Consider the following 15,035-nt stretch of genomic DNA (forward strand, 5'->3'; position numbering starts at 1 on the left):
ACGGGGCGCCGTTCGGACGTGCATCACGCTCAGCCGTGGATCGGGCCGTCCGTCTCGCGCAGCGGGCGGGCGGAGGCGCCCGACCGGGCGGCGATCATCTCCGCCGCTATGGATACAGCCGTCTCGTCCGGAGTGCGCGCGCCCAGGTCCAGTCCGATCGGGCTGCGCAGCCGCGCCAGCGCCTCGGGCGGAACACCGTCCTCGATCAGCCGCGCCTCCCGTTCGGCATGCGCCCGCCGCGAGCCCATGGCGCCCACGTAGGTACCGGCCGGCAGGTTGGTGAGCGCCGTGCGCAGGAGCGGCACGTCGAACTTGGCGTCGTGGGTCAGCACGCACACCGCGTCGTGCGCGGTCACCCGCCCGGCTTCGATCTCGGCGGCGAGGTAGCGGTGCGGCCACTCGGTCACGACCTCGTCGGCCTCCGGGAAACGGGCGGGTGTCGCGAAGATGGGGCGGGCGTCGCACACCGTGACGCGGTACCCGAGCAGCCGGCCAACGCGCGCCATGGCCGCCGCGAAGTCGATGGCGCCGAACACCAGCAGCCGCGGGCGCGGGGCGAAGACCTGCAGAAACACCTGCGTCCCGGTGCCGGTGCGCTCCCCGCGCGGCCCGTACTCGCGTACGGCGGAGACACCGGCCGCGACCTGTCCGACGGCGTCCACGGTCACCGCGGCATCGAGCCCGCTGTGCCCGAGCCCGCCGTCCGGGAGTCCCTCGTCCGCGCCTGCCTCTGCGCGGGGAAGGAGGAGATGGCGGCCGAGCACGCCGTCGTCAGGCCCAGCGATGACCGTGGCGAGGCAGACGCCCGATGCGGGCAGGCCGCCGTCGGGCAGCGGGATCCCCGTGCCCATCACGGCCTGGGCGAACCTCTCGAAGCCCGGCCAGGTCTGCCGGGAGAGGGGCGTGACAAGGACCTCGATGGTCCCACCGCAGGTCAGGCCCACCTCGAAGGCGGCATCGTCGGAGACGCCGTAGCGCGCCAGGACCGGGCGACCGGTCTCGGCGACCTCGAGGCAGAGGTCGTAGACGGCGCCCTCGACACACCCGCCGGACACCGATCCGACGACCTCGCCGCCCGGGCCCACGGCCATCGCGGCGCCGGGTTCGCGCGGCGCGGACCGGAACGTGCGCACGACCGTTGCCACGGCCGCGCGCTCGTCGGCACGCCACCAGTCGAGCAGCTGTGGGAGCACATCCCGCATGCGGGCCTCCTTGTGAGCGAGAGCCTCCATTCTCGCCCCGCCGGCGCGGGTCATCGGCCGTTCGCCGGATCCGCGGCACCTGGGTGTCGCAGACCGGGGCGCGGGGCCATGATGGAAGGAACCGCAGCGACGCGAGGAGGAACCTATGAAGGCAGCAGTGGGCGACCGGATAGTCACGGCCTCTGGAGTGGTCGGCGGCGCGGTGCGCGACGGCGTGGTGACCGAGTGTCCCCACGGCGACGGCTCGCCGCCCTTCCGCGTGAAGTGGTCCGACACCGGCGAGGAGACGCTCGTCTACCCCGGTCCGGACACGTTCGTGGAACCGCAGGCTCGCCTGGAATCGAGCGAGTGGGAGGAGCATCGGCCGGGGCGCTCGCTCACCTGGGACGTCCGGGTCACCGTGGTCGAGTCAGGCGGCAGCACGACGGCGGAGGCCACCGTGGTGAAGGGCCCACCGGGTGCGCTGCGCGGCGTCGGGCACGCCAGGAAGGCACCGGAGGACCCGGAGGTTCCGCAGATCGGCGACGAGATCGCAGCCGCCCGGGCGCTGCGGCGGCTGGCCGACCGACTGATCGCCATGGCCGAGGCGGACGTCTCCGCGGCGGTCGGGCACAAGGCGCACGTTCACGAATAGTCCGGAGGCGGGCGCATGACCGACGGGTGAAGCGGCGGCCGGAGCGTGGCCGGGCATGCGCACCCGGGCCGAGCGTGCTCGACCCGGGTGCGGCCCCTGCGGGCGTGCCTCCCGCGCTGAGCGCCGGGTAGGTTGCGGACATGAGCGAGCGCGTGGACGTGGAACTGCACCGGGCCGACGTCGCGGAGCTTCTCGCGGAGCTCGCCGACCGGCCGACCGAAGAGGTATCGATCCACCGGGACGCGCTCGGCCGGGTGCTTGCGCACGACGTCGTAGCCCCCGGGCCGTTGCCCCGCTTCCGCAACTCGCAGATGGACGGCTTCGCGGTACGGGCCGCCGACGTCGCCTCGGCCGCCCCGGGCGCGCCCGTCACCCTGCCCGTCGCGGGCGACGTCGCTGCCGCGCCCGGCGAGCCGGCCCCGCTGGAGCCCGGCACGGCGGTCCGGATCATGACCGGCGCCCCGGTGCCCGACGGCGCGGACGCCGTGATCCCCGTCGAGGACACCGACCATGTGACCTTCAACGGTGCGGGGGACACTCCGGCTACGAAGGTCGAGGTCGCGCGCCGGCGGGCCGCCGGGGAGTTCGTGCGGGAGCCCGGGTCCGACGTCGCCGCGGGCGACGTCGTGCTGCGCGCCGGCACCGTCCTCGCGCCGCACCACGTGGCGGCTGCCGCCGCGTGCGGCATCGCCCGCCTGACTGTCCTGGTGCCGGTCTCGGTGGCGGTCGTGTCCACGGGGAGCGAGCTCGTCCCGCCGGACGGCGAGCCCGGCCCCGGGCAGATCTGGGACGCCAACGGTCCCGCGCTCAGCGCCGCCGTTCGTGCCGCGGGCGGGCGGGTGGGCCTGCGCCTGACCGTGCCCGACGACCCGGAGACCGTGCGCGTCGGGCTGGAGCGCGCGGCCGCGTTGTGCGACCTGGTGCTCACGACCGGGGGCGTCAGCCAGGGCGCGTACGAGGTGGTCAAGGACGCCCTGCCCGAGGTCACGTTCCGCTCCGTGGCGATGCAGCCCGGCGGGCCCCAGGGGTTCGGCCGGATCGCGGGCACGCCCGTGCTCGCCTTCCCGGGCAACCCGGTCAGCGCGCAGGTCTCGTTCGTCGTGTTCCTCCGGGACGTCCTGCGGCGGGCGGGCGGCCTGCCGCCGGTCGAGCGGGTTCGCGCGGTGCTCGACGACGCCGTCGTCTCGCCGGCCGGGAAGCGGCAGCTGCTGCGGGGGCGGTGGGTGCACGACGCCGGCGCCCAACCGCGCGTCGCGGTCGTCGGCGGGCCGGGGTCGCACCTCGTGGCGTCGATGGCGGCGGCGGACGTGCTGATCGACGTCCCCGCGGCCGCGACTACGCTCGAACCGGGTGCCGAGGTGGCCGCGTGGCCGCTGTGACGTCGCACCGACGGACGACGAGGGATACGTGATGGACGAGGTAGTGCGCGTGACGCAGGACGTTCTTGACGAGGCCGTCGGGCGGGCCGTCGAGGCGGCGGTGGCCGCACCCGAGTGCGGTGCCGTGGTCACGTTCCGCGGCGTGGTGCGCGACGAGGACAGCGGCCGCGACGTCACCAGCCTCGACTACGAGGCGCACCCCGACGCGACCGCCGTCCTGCAAAAAGTGTGTCAGGCGGTGGCCGCCGAGACCGGCCTGCGGGTAGCCGCCACGCACCGGTACGGGCACCTCGAGGTGGGGGACGTCGCGCTCGTGGCGTCGGCGTCGGCCGGGCACCGCAAGGAGGCGTTCGAGGCGTGCTCCCTGCTGGTGGAGCGCATCAAGGCCGAGGTGCCGATCTGGAAGAAGCAGCAGTTCACCGACGGCGAGTCCGAATGGGTAGGCCTGTAGCGATCCGGCGTACCCGCGTGACCGCCCGGCCGATCGTGCGGCCCGGCAGGGTCAGGCTGGGCCTCGAAAGTCCGGAGAGGGTGTGACCGGGCAGGGTGAGGCCGGGCATGGTCAGGCTCGGCATGCTCAGGCCGGACAGGCTGAGGCTCGGCAGCCGCTGGATCCCGCGCCGCCAGATGCGCTCCCGCACCGGCGGCGGCGGCACGTCGAGCTGGGCGTAGAACGCCTCGGCGCAGGCCCGCCAGGAGAAGAGCTCGGCGTACCGGCGGGTGTCCTCGCGGGAGCAGTCGAGCGCGGCGAGGCACGCGGCGCGCAGGTCGTCGTCGACGGCGCCCGCGCCGGAGCCCGGGATGAGGTCGCGGGGGCCGGGCGCGTCGAACCCGGCCACCGGTGTGCCCGAAGCCATCGCCTCCAGGATGACCAGGCCGAACGTGTCGGTGCGGCTCGGGAAGACGAGCACGTCGGCGTCGGCGAAGTGCTGGGCCAGGTCGTCGCCCGAGCGGCGCCCCCGGAAGTGCGCGTCGGGGTAGCGGGCCTGCAGGTCGGCGCGGGCGGGGCCGTCGCCGACCACCACCTTCGAGCCAGGCAGGTCGAGGGCGAGGAACGCCTCGACGTTCTTCTCCACGGCCAGCCTCCCCACGTACAGGAAGATCGGTCCGGGCAGGCCGGCGAACACGCCGCGCTGCCCGGAGCTTGCGGAGGCGTCGGCGGCGCGACGGCGGGGGTGGAACTGTTCGGTGTCCACGCCGAGGCTCCACGGCGTCACGTTGCGGATGCGCCAGTGGGTGAGCTGCTCGCGCATGGTCGGCGTCGCGACCAGCACGCGGCCGGACTTGTCGTGGAACCTGCGCATGTACTGGTACCCGGCCCAGAGCGGGATCCACGACCAGCGCGCGCTCAGGTACTCGGGAAACTGGGTGTGATAGCTGGACGTGAACGGGAAGCCGAAGTGGTCGCAGACAGCGCGCGCGTACCAGCCGAGCGGGCCTTCGGTGGCGATGTGTACGGCGTCGGGCGCGAACTCCAGGAACCGCCGTTCCACGTCGTCGCGGGCCAGGATCGGCACGCGGATCTCGGAGTAGGTGATCAGGGGGATGGTCCGGTAGCCGTCCCAGGGCGTGACCACCTCGACCGCGCAGCCCATCAGGCGCAGCTCGACCACCGTGCGCGAGAGGGCCGTGGCGACGCCGTTCACCTGCGGCTCCCAGGCGTCGGTCACGATCATGATGCGATGCGGCCGATCGGTCGCTGTAATCACGGGCGTGATTCAACCACGTCCGCCCGGAAAGCCCGTAAGACGCCCACAGCCAGAGGGGTCAGCCGCCGATGGCGCCCATGCTGCGCTGGGTCTCGGCGAACGCGTCGGCCGCCAGCTCGACGGCGTCGCTGCCGTGCGCGCGGGGCTTGGCCCACATTGCGGCGCGCCACGCGTCGCCGACCTCGTCGTCCGTGGCGCCCTTGCGCAGCAGCGCCTTCAGGTCGGTCTCCTCGTTGCCGAACAGGCACGACCGGACGGTGCCCTCGGCCGTCAGCCGGGTGCGGTCGCAGGCCCCGCAGAACGAGCGGGTCACCGACGCGATGATCCCGACGGTGGCCGGGCCGTCGTCGACCAGCCACTCCTCCGCCGGGGCCGACGGGTCCTCGCGGCCCGCCGGGGTGAGCGTGAAGCGGGACTGCAGCACGCCCAGCAGGTCGGCGGCGCTCACGACGTCGTCGCGCGTCCACTGCCCGTCGGCGTCGAGCGGCATCTCCTCGATGAAGCGCAGGTTGCAGCGGTGTTCTACGGCCCAGGCGAGCAGGTCGGCCGCGCCCACCAGGGTCTCGGGCAGGAGCACCGCGTTGATCTTGACCGGCGCCAGCCCGGCGGCGAGGGCCGCGCGGATCCCCTTGAGCACGTCGTCGAGGCGGTCGCGCCGCGTCAGGGTCGCGAACGCCTCCCGGTCCACCGTGTCCAGCGAGACGTTGACGCGGTCCAGCCCGGCCGCGACCAGGGCGTCCACACGCTTGTCGAGCCCGAGCGCGTTGGAGGTCATGGCGATGCGGACGCGCTCGGGGGCCGCGCGAGGGCCCGACGGCGACGGGGTCGCCCCGGAGCCGCGGACGGCGGCCATGCCGTCGTCGGCCGCGGTCCGCGCCGCGCCGATGATCTGCTCCAGGTCGCGCCGCATGAGGGGCTCGCCGCCGGTGAACCGGATGTCGCGGATGCCGAGGTCGCGGACGCCGATGCCGACGAGCCGGCCGATCTCGTCCGGCGTCATCAGCTCGTCGCGCGGCACGAGGGGCAGGCCCTCGGCGGGCATGCAGTAGGTGCAGCGCAGCGAGCACGCAGTCGTGATCGAGACGCGCAGGTCACGCGCGACGCGCCCGTACCGGTCGACGAGCAGCGGGGTCTCGGGGCGCGGTTTGCCCCCCGGGGCGGCGGCCCGCCGGGGCACGCCGCGCACCGACGGGATCCCGAGAGTGACAGCGGCCATTCCCCGAGAGTAGTCCAGCCCGTACCGCTGCCCGCTGGCCCGACCACCTGTCGGCACTACACCCACGCGAGCGCGTCGAGCAGCTTCTGGGCGATCTCTAGGTCGTCCCGCTGGTCCCGGTCGGCGTCGTCGGCCGGCAGCGCGGCGGCCAGCTCGAGCGCGTCGTTCAGCGGTCCAGCGGGCAGCACGACACCGCGCTGGCGGAGCAGCCGCACGGCTCCGACCAGCTCGCAGGCGAGCAGCGTCCGGTAGGCGGCGACCGCCCGTTCCGCCTGGACGACGGCCTGCGATGCGAAGCTCGCGTCCTCCTCGGCGCCGCGGGAGAGCACGACGGTGCCGAGCGAGGCGGGCTGCGCCGCCGCGCGCAGCTCGCCGAGTGCGCTCGCGGCGACGTACTCGACCATCATCAGGCCCGAGGCGCCCACCTGACCCGTCGCGAGGAACGGCCGGAGCCCGGTGAGGGCGGGCTCGTTGAGCATCCCGATCCGGGACATCACGAGCGGCCCGGTCTGGGCGAGGGCGAGGTTGCACCCGTCCAGCGCCAGCCCGAGCGCGGCCTGGTGGAAGGCGCCGTGGTGGACCACGGCTTCGCCGGCCAGGTCGAACAGCGGGTTCTCCTGCGCGACGCCGAGGACCCGGCCCGCCTGCTCGGCCAGCACCCCGAGCGCGTGCGTGAAGGCTCCCTGGCTGATCGGGAACGCCCGCAGCCCGAAGGCGTCTTGGATCCGGGCCGGCGGCACCGCGGACTGCCCCGTGGGCCCGGCCGGGACCTCCAGCAGGCGCCGCGCACGTTCGGCCACGACGTCCACCCCGGGGGCGGCAGCGGCTCGCACGGCGGCGGGCGAGAGAACCGACGGGTTGCCGTCGAGCCCGCGGAAGCTGAGCGCGTAGACGGCAGCGGCGGCACGGTCGAGCCGGCCGAGGGCGTCGACCACGAGGCAGGTGCGCCCGATCGTGAGGGCGTTCGAGCTGATGAACGGCAGCGCGCTGTCGCTGCTCCAGGGCCCCATGGGCTCGAGCGGCCCCGTCGCCGGGCGCTCGCCCATGAGGGTCAGGGCGGTGCCGGCCAGTGCCCCGAGGTCGCCGGTACCGATCGAGGCGTGCGCGCGGACGGTGGGCAGGGCATTCCCGTTCAGCATCCCCTCCAGCGCGCGCAGCACCGCCGGGTCCACGCCCGACCCGGCCGTGCAGAGCTGGTTGAGCCGCACCGCGAGCATCGCCCGCACCGCCCGTTCGGGCAGCTCCGGGCCTGCGTCCACCGCGTGGCTGCGCAAGAGCCGGAGCCCGTGGGCATCGTCGTCGACGACGGCGGCGGACTTGTTCGCGCCCACGCCCGTCGTCCGGCCGTAGATCGGCACCTCCGCGCTCAGCCGGCGCGTCAGCTCGTGCGCCCGGCCCACTTCCTCGATCGCGGCGTCGGGCACACGCGCGCGCCCGCCGTCGGCGACGGCGACCACGTCCGCCAGTACTGCGCTCCCGCCAAGCTCGATCATCGGCGCGGCCCTTTCTCTTGTGTCCCGTGTATCCACCACCTGCCATTGTGCCGGTCAGAGTAGTGCCGCCCAGTGGCAAGAGAGTTTTACACAGTGGCAATGTGCTGGCGATCTGCCGAAAACTCCCGGCCCCTACTTTCGCTGGAGAAAGTTCGACGCAGGACACGGCAGCACACGACGCGTGGAGGGACCCAGACATGGCAGAGGCCGGGACCAGGACAGCCGAGCGGGTGCTCGCGCTCCTCGCCGTGGTCTGCGAGCGGGGGCGGGCCAACCTCTCCGAGGCGGCCCGCGCCACCGGGCTCGCACCCAGCACCGCCCTGCGGCTGCTGCGCACGCTGGAGGGCGCGGGGTTCGTCCGCCGGGACGACGACGCCTCGTTCACGCCGGGCGGGCGGATCATCCAGCTCGGCGCGCAGGCGCTGAGCAACGAGTCTCTTGTCGACCTCGCGCGACCCGCGATGAAGACGCTAGCGGAAGCGACCGGCGAGTCCGTGTACCTGAGCAGCATCGGCCACCACGAGACCGCGCTCTACATCGCCATCGTCGAGGGCTCGCACTCGATCCGGCATCGAAGCTGGGTGGGCGGCACCATCCCGCTGGACGGTACGGCCGCGGGGCAGGCCCTCACCGGCGCGGTCCCGCCCGGGTCCTGGGCGCTCGTCAGGAGCGGCGTCGAGAGCGACGTCACCGGGATCGCCGCACCGATCCAGGTGGGCCGGCGCGTGGTCGCCGCCATGAGCCTCGTCGTCCCGAGCTACCGGCTGAGCGAGGACGACGCGGCCCGCTACGGGCGGCTGCTCGCCGCCGAGGTCGCCACCATCTCGTCGGAGCTCGGTGGTCCGGCGGGCCAGAACCTCGAAGGAGCCACGGCATGATCACGTTCGAGCACGTCTCCAAGGTGTACCCCGACGGAACGCACGCGGTGCACGACCTCACCTTCGACGCCCCGACCGGCAAGCTGACGGTGCTGGTGGGTCCTTCGGGCTGCGGGAAGACCACCTCGCTGCGCATGGTGAACCGACTCATCCGTCCCACGTCCGGCGACATCCTGCTCGACGGCGAATCGACCAATGGCATGGACGAGGCGCTGCTCCGGCGTCGCATCGGCTACGTGATCCAGCATGCGGGCCTCTTCCCGCACCGCACCGTTCTCGACAACGTCGCTGCGACCCCACGGCTCTCCGGAGCATCCAAGCGCCAAGCGCGGCTGATCGCCGGTGAGCTCCTCGAACGCGTAGGGCTGCCCGCCACCTTCGCCTCCCGATATCCGTGGCAGTTGTCGGGCGGTCAGCAGCAACGCGTCGGCGTCGCTCGCGCGCTCGCCTCCGACCCCGACTTCATGCTGATGGACGAACCGTTCAGCGCCGTCGATCCCGTCGTCCGGAGCCAGCTGCAGGACGAGTTCCTGCGACTACAGCGCGAGATCGGCAAGACCATAATCATGGTCACGCACGACATCGACGAGGCGCTCAAGCTCGGCGACCAGGTCGCCGTTCTGCGCACTGGCGGCAAGCTCGCTCAGCTCGCCACCCCCGAGGAGCTGCTGACCGCTCCCGCGGACGCCTTCGTGGCCGACTTCGTGGGACGCGACCGCGGGTATCGATCGCTCGGCTTCGTCGCCGCCGCTCCCGGTCTCGTGGTGCGCTCCGAACCCTCGGTGCCGATCGGCAGCAGCGTCGAGGACGCGCGGGCCGCCACCGACGACGACTGGCTGCTCGTCGTCGACGAACGCGCACATCCGCTGGGGTGGGTCGAACCGCGCACACTGCGCGCTCCGATCTCCTTCAGCGACCTCAACCTCAGTGGAACCGTGGCACACCGCACGGGAACGATGCGCCATGTTCTCGACGCCAGCCTCAGCGCGCCGAGCCGGCGCGGAGTCCTGGTGGACGAGGACGGCGCCCTGGTGGGCTCAGTGACGGCCGCCGAGGTCGTCGGGTCCCTTGCCGAGATCCACGCCGCCGGCGTCACGACCGGGGGCACCGCCTCATGAACCTCGACTGGATCGTGCGGGAATCCGACTCCATCCTCGTCCTGCTGGTGTGGCACCTCGGGCTGTCGGTCGTCCCCGTTGTCATCGGCCTTGCCATGGCACTACCACTCGGATGGGTCGCGCACCGCAGCGGCGCGTTCAAATCGGTAGTCCTCGGGACGACAGGTCTGCTCTACACCGTCCCCTCGCTCGCACTGTTCGTCATGCTGCCGTCGATCCTTGGCACCCGCATCCTCGACCCCCTCAATGTGGTCGTCGCTCTCACCGTCTACACGGTCGCTCTGCTCGTGCGCACCGTGTCGGACGGCCTCGACTCGGTGCCGGTGGAGACCGTGCAGGCCGCTCAGGCGATGGGATACCGGACTCTGCAGCGCCTTGTGTCCGTGGAGCTCCCCGTGGCCGTGCCGGTGATTGCGGCGGGCCTGCGCGTCGCCGTCGTCTCGAACGTGAGCGTGGTCTCCATCGCGGCGCTGATCGGCACCCAGCAGCTCGGGCTGCTGTTCACGCAGGGCGCGCAGCTTCGATTCCTCACACCGATCATCGTGGGCATCGTGCTCTGCCTGGTGCTCGCGGTCGTGCTCGATGGTCTCGTCGTGCTGCTTGCTCGCAGGCTCACGCCCTGGACGCCGAGGGCGGTGCACGCATGATCGACTATCTCCTCGACCCGGCGCACTGGACCGGCAGCGACAGCATCGGCACACTCCTGGTGCAGCATCTGATCTACACCGGCCTCTCGCTGCTCGTCGCAGCTGTCATCGGGGTGCCGATCGGTCTCTACGTGGGCCATACCGGCAAGGGCACGTTCTTCATCGCAGGTGTCGCCAACGCTTTGCGGGCCTTGCCGACACTCGGCCTGGTCATCCTGCTGGTCATCGTCATCGCCCCGGCGTTTGCCTCGGAGCTGGCCTTCGTGATCCCCAGTCTCATCGTTCTGGTGCTGCTGGCCATCCCCCCGATCATGACGAACACGTACGCGGGCGTCCGCGCCGTCGACGCCGCCGCGGTCGACGCGGCGGTCGGGATGGGCTATCGGCCGCTGAAGGTGCTCTTCGCGGTGCAGGTGCCGTGCGCACTACCCCTCATCCTGTCCGGCTTCCGCGGAGCCACCCTGCAGGTCATCTCGACGGCCACGATCGCCGCTTACGTCTCACTGGGCGGTCTCGGCCGGCTGATCATCGACGGCCGAGCGCAGAACGACTACGACCAGATGCTCGCCGGAGCCGTACTCGTCGCTGCCCTCGCGCTGCTGGTCGATCTCGGCATCGGCCTGATCGGGCGGTTCGCGGTGTCTCCCGGGCTCACCCGCCGCCGCATCCGCGCCACTGCCGCTCAACCGGTTCTCGCGACGACTGCGACCGCCTGACTCCCCTTCTCCCCTCAGTTCCCTCGCTCCATCCCTTCACATCCGACCCTTCACATCCGACCCTTCACATCCGACCAAAGGACAGCAATGAGAACCCGCCCCGCCCTCGCCCTGGCCGCCCTCGCCGCCACCACTGCCCTCACCCTCTCGGCGTGCTCGTCGAGCTCCGGCGGAGATCCGCTCGCCGCCGACACGCCCGCTGCGTCGACGGGCGGCATCACCGTCGGGTCCGCCGACTTCCCCGAGAGCCAGCTGCTCGCCACGATCTACGCCCAGGCGCTCACCGCGGCCGGCGTCGACGCCACCACGAAGTTGAACATCGGCAGCCGTGAGGTCTACATGCCGGCTCTGCTCGACGGATCGATCAACCTGCTGCCCGAGTACACGGGAGCCACGCTCAGCTACCTCAACAGCGACGCCACCGGCACCGCACCGGAGGACGTGGCCACCGAGCTGGCCGAGGCTCTGCCGGAGGGAATCGCTATGCTCACGCCCTCCGACGCGCAGGACTCCGACGTCCTCGCCGTCACTCGCGCCACCGCGGAGGAGTACGACCTCGAGACCATCGAGGACCTCGTCCCCCACGCGTCCGACCTGGTGCTCGGCGGGCCGCCGGAGTGGAAGACCCGGCACGAGGGCGTCGTCGGTCTCGAGGAGGTCTACGGCCTCACTTTCAAGGAGTTCCGGACCCTCGACGTCGGTGGACCGCTCACCATCAGCGCTCTCGCCAACGGCCAGATCGCCGCGGCCGACCTCTACTCCACCAGCCCGGCGATCGAGGAGAACGACTTCGTCTCGCTGGTCGACAACAAGAACCTCTTCCGCGCGCAGAACATCGTGCCGATCATCGCCGAGGACCAGGCCTCCGATGAGGTGACGACGGTCCTCGACGCCATCTCGGCGGCGCTCACCACGGAGGACCTGATCGAGATGAACGGCCGTCTCGCCGATGAGGAGAGCATCGACGACGTCGCGGCCGACTGGCTGAGCGAGCACGACCTCGGCTGACCCGCGGCCCGGCACCCGCTGCTGCTGCACCACTGAAAAAGGAACCACCATGATCGGAAGCCGCACCGGGCAGGTCTCCGTCGCCGACGGCACCCCGCTCGCCGCGGAGAAGCTCGAGCGTCTGCTGACGAACGACTCCGGCACGGGCGTCATCCGGCACGTCGACGCCGGCTACGAGCGGGCCATCGAGGTAGCCGAGCAGCACGGAGTCCGCATTCCGATGCTCGAGGCGGCGCGCGCCGCCGCCGAGCCGGACACCGCGTCGAAGACGCCGGCCGTCGCGGCGCAGAGCGTCTGATCGTGCACTCCGGCACCACGGTGATTCTCGGCGCAGCCACCACCTCCCTCGACGAGGTGGTGGCCGTCGCCCGGGGCGCGCACGTCGAACTCGACCCCGCCGCGCTGGCAGGAGTGGCGCGCACCCACGCCTTGATCGCGGACGTTCTCGACTCGGGACGACCCGTCTACGGGCTCACCACAGGAGTGGGCGACCTCTACACCGTCGGGGTGGGGACCGAACGGGTCGCCGATGTCCAGCTTGGCATGCTGCGCAGCCACGCCAGCGGCGTGGGCGAGCCCCACGACGAGTGCGCCGTGCGCGCGATCATGACCACCATGATCAAGGCGCTCGCGCAGGGGTTCAGCGGCGTGGGGGTGCGCCTGCTGCAGACGATGGTCGACATGCTCAACAAGGGCGTGACGCCGTGGGCGCCGGCGCAGGGCTCGGTCGGATACCTCACGGCGACCGCCCATATCGGGTTGGCGGTCTTCGGAGAGGGGCGTTCCTGGTTCGAGGGCGCGTTGCTCCCCGGCGCCGAAGCGCTCCGGCGAGCCGGAGTCGAACGGATCGAGCCGGGACCCCGCGAGGGACACGCGCTCATCAGCGGTACGTACGAGATCACCGGCGTCGGCGCACTCGCCGTGCACGCGGCCCGGAGACTCGTCGACGTCGCCGACGCTGCCGGCGCCCTCTCTCTCGAGGTGCTGCGCGGCAACAGCCGCGGCTACGACGCTCGGCTGCAGGCTGTGCGGCCGCACCCCGGCCAGGTCGAAACAGCCCAGCGGCTCCGGGCGCTCCTCACCTCGAGCGAGATCCTCGCGGCCCACCGCACGCACCGGCTGCAGGACGCGCTCAGCCTGCGGTGCATCCCCCAGGTGCACGGCGCAGTACGAGACGCACTCACCGAGGTGGAGCGGGTCATCGGGGTCGAGATCAACTCGGTCACCGACAACCCGGTCTTCGTCGTGGAGGACGGGGAGCTCACCGCCCTGCCCGGAGGAAACGGGCACGGGGCTCCGACAGCCCTCGCTCTCGACTACCTGGCCATCGCCGTGGCCGAGCTCAGCACGATGTCGCAGGCCCGTTCCGATCGCCTCACGAATCATCACTACAGCGAGCTGCCGGCCTTCCTCATGGACGGCACGTCGGGCGCGTCCGGCTTCATGATCCCTCCGTACGCGGCCGCCGCCCTCGCGGGCGAGAACCGAGGGCTCGCCGCACCTTCCACAGTGCACACCGTCTCGACGTCTGCCGGGCAGGAGGACCACGTCAGCATGGGGACGACGGCGGCGAGGAAGGCCGGCCAGGCGACGGCGAACGCGCAGATCATCGTGGCCATCGAACTCCTGTGCGCCGCGCAGGCCGTCGAGTTCCACGTGCCGCTGCGCCCCGGCGCCGGCACCGGCGCGGTCTACGACGCCATCCGGTCCCATGTCTCCCACCGCACGATCGACACAGAGATCGCCCCCGACATCGAGTCGGTGCGCACTCTCGTCGTCGACGGAACGCTGCACCGCATCATCGCCACCACCGTGAAGGACAACGCGCATGCCTGACACGACTCCCTCCACCGCTCCGCTGGACGGGGTGAGAGTGCTCGACCTGGCGCGCGTGCTCGCCGGCCCGCTGTGCGCAGCCATGCTCGGTGATCTCGGCGCGACGGTCACGAAGGTCGAGCTACCCGAGCATGGAGACGACTCCCGGCACTTCACGCCGCACCAGAACGGCGAGAGCACGTACTTCATGCTCCTCAACCGGGGCAAGCGCAGCATCACCATCGACCTGAAATCGGAACGGGGGCATGCCCTGCTCCTGAAGCTGATCGAGCAGACCGACGTGCTGATCGAGAACTTCCGGCCCGGTGTCACCGCCCGCCTCGGCATCGACTGGGAGACCGTCAAGGCCATCAACCCCAAGCTCGTCTACGTCAGCATCTCCGGCTTCGGGCAGAGCGGACCGCTGTCCAAGCGCGCCGCGTACGACCACATCGTGCAGGCCATGGGCGGGATCATGAGCGTCACCGGTTGGGCCGACGGCCCGCCCACCCGCATCGGCGACGCCGTCGGCGATGTCGTCGCCGGGATCTATGGGTCCTGGGGTGCGCTCGCCGCCCTCTTGCAGCGAGCGGCCACCGGAACCGGTCAGCACGTCGATGTGGCGATGCTCGACTCCATCTTCTCGCTGCAGATGGTGTCGCTGTCCCAGCTGCTCGGCGGCGCCCCACTGCCCGGGCGCATCGGCAACAGCCATCCGATCAGCGCGCCGATGGACGGCTACGCGGCCGCCGACGGGCACGTCGTGATCGCCGTGGCGAACGATCCGCTCTTCGCCCGGCTCGCCGGAGCCCTCGGGCAGCCGGAGCTGGTGACGGACGTGCGCTTCGCGAGCGACCCGGCCCGCATGGCTCATCAGGACGACCTCCGCGCGCTGATCGAGTCCTGGACCTCCGCGCGGTCCGTCGACACCATCGTCGCCGAGCTCGAGGACGCCGGCGTTCCCGCTGCCCCGATCTGGGACATCGCCCAAGTCGCGGCAAGCGAGCACGCCGCGCACCGCGGTCTCGTGCAGTCGGTCGAACATCCCGTCGCGGGCGCCGTGGGTGTCGTCCCGCAGCCCGTGCACTTCAGCGCGGCCGCCCGGTCGACGGATCTCGCAGCGCCGACCCTCGGCCAGCACACCGACGAGATCCTCGCGGACGACCTGGGACTCTCTGCTCAGGAGATCGCGGATCTGCGCGCGAGCGGGGTGGTGTGAC

15 protein-coding genes are annotated in these 15,035 nt (G+C 72.0%); 11 read left to right on the forward strand and 4 right to left on the reverse strand.

All coding sequences use genetic code 11. The annotated features are described in order from the left end of the window. Positions 1-29: 29 nt before the first annotated feature. Entirely contained in the window at positions 30-1,202 is a 1,173-nt protein-coding gene (locus tag IE250_RS12085) for an XdhC family protein (protein ID WP_189669525.1), read from the reverse strand. A 145-nt stretch (positions 1,203-1,347) separates the two neighbouring features. Here IE250_RS12085 and IE250_RS12090 point away from each other — a divergent pair, with 145 nt between their 5' ends. From IE250_RS12090 to IE250_RS12100, 3 genes are all read left to right on the forward strand, one after another. Beyond that, positions 1,348-1,836, forward strand: coding sequence for a dsRBD fold-containing protein (locus IE250_RS12090; RefSeq protein ID WP_189669526.1), 489 nt, complete (start codon positions 1,348-1,350; stop codon positions 1,834-1,836). A gap of 140 nt (positions 1,837-1,976) precedes the next feature. Beyond that, the gene (locus IE250_RS12095; RefSeq protein WP_189669527.1) at positions 1,977-3,215 is read left to right on the forward strand and encodes a molybdopterin molybdotransferase MoeA; all 1,239 of its coding nucleotides are present in this window, start codon (positions 1,977-1,979) and stop codon (positions 3,213-3,215) included. Positions 3,216-3,246: 31 nt separating this feature from the next. Then, positions 3,247-3,666 (forward strand): molybdenum cofactor biosynthesis protein MoaE, encoded by a 420-nt coding sequence (locus IE250_RS12100; RefSeq protein ID WP_189669528.1) that lies wholly within the window; start codon positions 3,247-3,249, stop codon positions 3,664-3,666. Here the strand turns inward: IE250_RS12100 and IE250_RS12105 are convergent. From IE250_RS12105 to IE250_RS12115, 3 genes are read right to left on the reverse strand one after another with little or no spacing between them, the layout of a single operon-like run. After that, positions 3,632-4,924, reverse strand: a complete 1,293-nt coding sequence (locus IE250_RS12105) for a glycosyltransferase family 4 protein (RefSeq protein WP_229872381.1) — start codon at positions 4,922-4,924, stop codon at positions 3,632-3,634. The genes IE250_RS12100 and IE250_RS12105 overlap by 35 nt on opposite strands. Positions 4,925-4,982: 58 nt before the next feature. Then, positions 4,983-6,140, reverse strand: coding sequence for a GTP 3',8-cyclase MoaA (locus tag IE250_RS12110; RefSeq protein ID WP_189669530.1), 1,158 nt, complete (start codon positions 6,138-6,140; stop codon positions 4,983-4,985). A 56-nt stretch (positions 6,141-6,196) separates the two neighbouring features. Further along, entirely contained in the window at positions 6,197-7,633 is a 1,437-nt protein-coding gene (locus IE250_RS12115) for an aromatic amino acid ammonia-lyase (protein WP_189669531.1), read from the reverse strand. 197 nt (positions 7,634-7,830) lie between these two features. Here IE250_RS12115 and IE250_RS12120 point away from each other — a divergent pair, with 197 nt between their 5' ends. From IE250_RS12120 to IE250_RS12155, 8 genes are all read left to right on the forward strand, one after another. Continuing rightward, on the forward strand, positions 7,831-8,511 hold the full coding sequence (locus tag IE250_RS12120) for an IclR family transcriptional regulator (RefSeq protein WP_189669532.1): 681 nt from the start codon (positions 7,831-7,833) through the stop codon (positions 8,509-8,511). Next, entirely contained in the window at positions 8,508-9,629 is a 1,122-nt protein-coding gene (locus IE250_RS12125) for an ABC transporter ATP-binding protein (RefSeq protein WP_189669533.1), read from the forward strand. Before IE250_RS12120 ends, IE250_RS12125 begins: the two co-directional genes overlap by 4 nt. Then, positions 9,626-10,276 carry an ABC transporter permease gene (locus tag IE250_RS12130; protein ID WP_189669534.1) on the forward strand — a complete coding sequence of 217 codons (651 nt, stop codon included), beginning with the start codon at positions 9,626-9,628 and terminating at the stop codon, positions 10,274-10,276. Before IE250_RS12125 ends, IE250_RS12130 begins: the two co-directional genes overlap by 4 nt. Next, positions 10,273-10,992: an ABC transporter permease gene (locus tag IE250_RS12135; protein ID WP_189669535.1), complete on the forward strand. Its 720-nt coding sequence runs from the start codon at positions 10,273-10,275 to the stop codon at positions 10,990-10,992. The genes IE250_RS12130 and IE250_RS12135 overlap by 4 nt, the downstream gene beginning before the upstream one ends. Before the next feature lie 87 nt (positions 10,993-11,079). Continuing rightward, positions 11,080-12,000, forward strand: coding sequence for an ABC transporter substrate-binding protein (locus tag IE250_RS12140; protein ID WP_189669536.1), 921 nt, complete (start codon positions 11,080-11,082; stop codon positions 11,998-12,000). A gap of 49 nt (positions 12,001-12,049) precedes the next feature. Further along, the gene (locus IE250_RS12145; protein ID WP_268247817.1) at positions 12,050-12,298 is read left to right on the forward strand and encodes a urocanase-related protein; all 249 of its coding nucleotides are present in this window, start codon (positions 12,050-12,052) and stop codon (positions 12,296-12,298) included. Positions 12,299-12,300: 2 nt separating this feature from the next. Further along, the gene (locus IE250_RS12150) at positions 12,301-13,836 is read left to right on the forward strand and encodes an HAL/PAL/TAL family ammonia-lyase (RefSeq protein ID WP_189669537.1); all 1,536 of its coding nucleotides are present in this window, start codon (positions 12,301-12,303) and stop codon (positions 13,834-13,836) included. Next, positions 13,829-15,034 carry a CaiB/BaiF CoA transferase family protein gene (locus IE250_RS12155; protein ID WP_189669538.1) on the forward strand — a complete coding sequence of 402 codons (1,206 nt, stop codon included), beginning with the start codon at positions 13,829-13,831 and terminating at the stop codon, positions 15,032-15,034. Before IE250_RS12150 ends, IE250_RS12155 begins: the two co-directional genes overlap by 8 nt. Position 15,035 lies beyond the last annotated feature (1 nt).

It is taken from the genome of Promicromonospora soli, from assembly GCF_014653785.1.
GTDB classification, from domain to species: domain Bacteria; phylum Actinomycetota; class Actinomycetes; order Actinomycetales; family Cellulomonadaceae; genus Promicromonospora; species Promicromonospora soli.

Excerpts from the sequence above, each read along its gene's own strand:
- IE250_RS12085 (WP_189669525.1), bottom strand. The coding sequence starts at position 1,202 with ATGCGGGATGTGCTCCCACAGCTGCTCGACTGGTGGCGTGCCGACGAG.
- IE250_RS12090 (WP_189669526.1), top strand. The coding sequence starts at position 1,348 with ATGAAGGCAGCAGTGGGCGACCGGATAGTCACGGCCTCTGGAGTGGTC.
- IE250_RS12095 (WP_189669527.1), top strand. The coding sequence starts at position 1,977 with ATGAGCGAGCGCGTGGACGTGGAACTGCACCGGGCCGACGTCGCGGAG.
- IE250_RS12100 (WP_189669528.1), top strand. The coding sequence starts at position 3,247 with ATGGACGAGGTAGTGCGCGTGACGCAGGACGTTCTTGACGAGGCCGTC.
- IE250_RS12110 (WP_189669530.1), bottom strand. The coding sequence starts at position 6,140 with ATGGCCGCTGTCACTCTCGGGATCCCGTCGGTGCGCGGCGTGCCCCGG.
- IE250_RS12115 (WP_189669531.1), bottom strand. The coding sequence starts at position 7,633 with ATGATCGAGCTTGGCGGGAGCGCAGTACTGGCGGACGTGGTCGCCGTC.
- IE250_RS12120 (WP_189669532.1), top strand. The coding sequence starts at position 7,831 with ATGGCAGAGGCCGGGACCAGGACAGCCGAGCGGGTGCTCGCGCTCCTC.
- IE250_RS12125 (WP_189669533.1), top strand. The coding sequence starts at position 8,508 with ATGATCACGTTCGAGCACGTCTCCAAGGTGTACCCCGACGGAACGCAC.
- IE250_RS12130 (WP_189669534.1), top strand. The coding sequence starts at position 9,626 with ATGAACCTCGACTGGATCGTGCGGGAATCCGACTCCATCCTCGTCCTG.
- IE250_RS12135 (WP_189669535.1), top strand. The coding sequence starts at position 10,273 with ATGATCGACTATCTCCTCGACCCGGCGCACTGGACCGGCAGCGACAGC.
- IE250_RS12140 (WP_189669536.1), top strand. The coding sequence starts at position 11,080 with ATGAGAACCCGCCCCGCCCTCGCCCTGGCCGCCCTCGCCGCCACCACT.
- IE250_RS12145 (WP_268247817.1), top strand. The coding sequence starts at position 12,050 with ATGATCGGAAGCCGCACCGGGCAGGTCTCCGTCGCCGACGGCACCCCG.
- IE250_RS12155 (WP_189669538.1), top strand. The coding sequence starts at position 13,829 with ATGCCTGACACGACTCCCTCCACCGCTCCGCTGGACGGGGTGAGAGTG.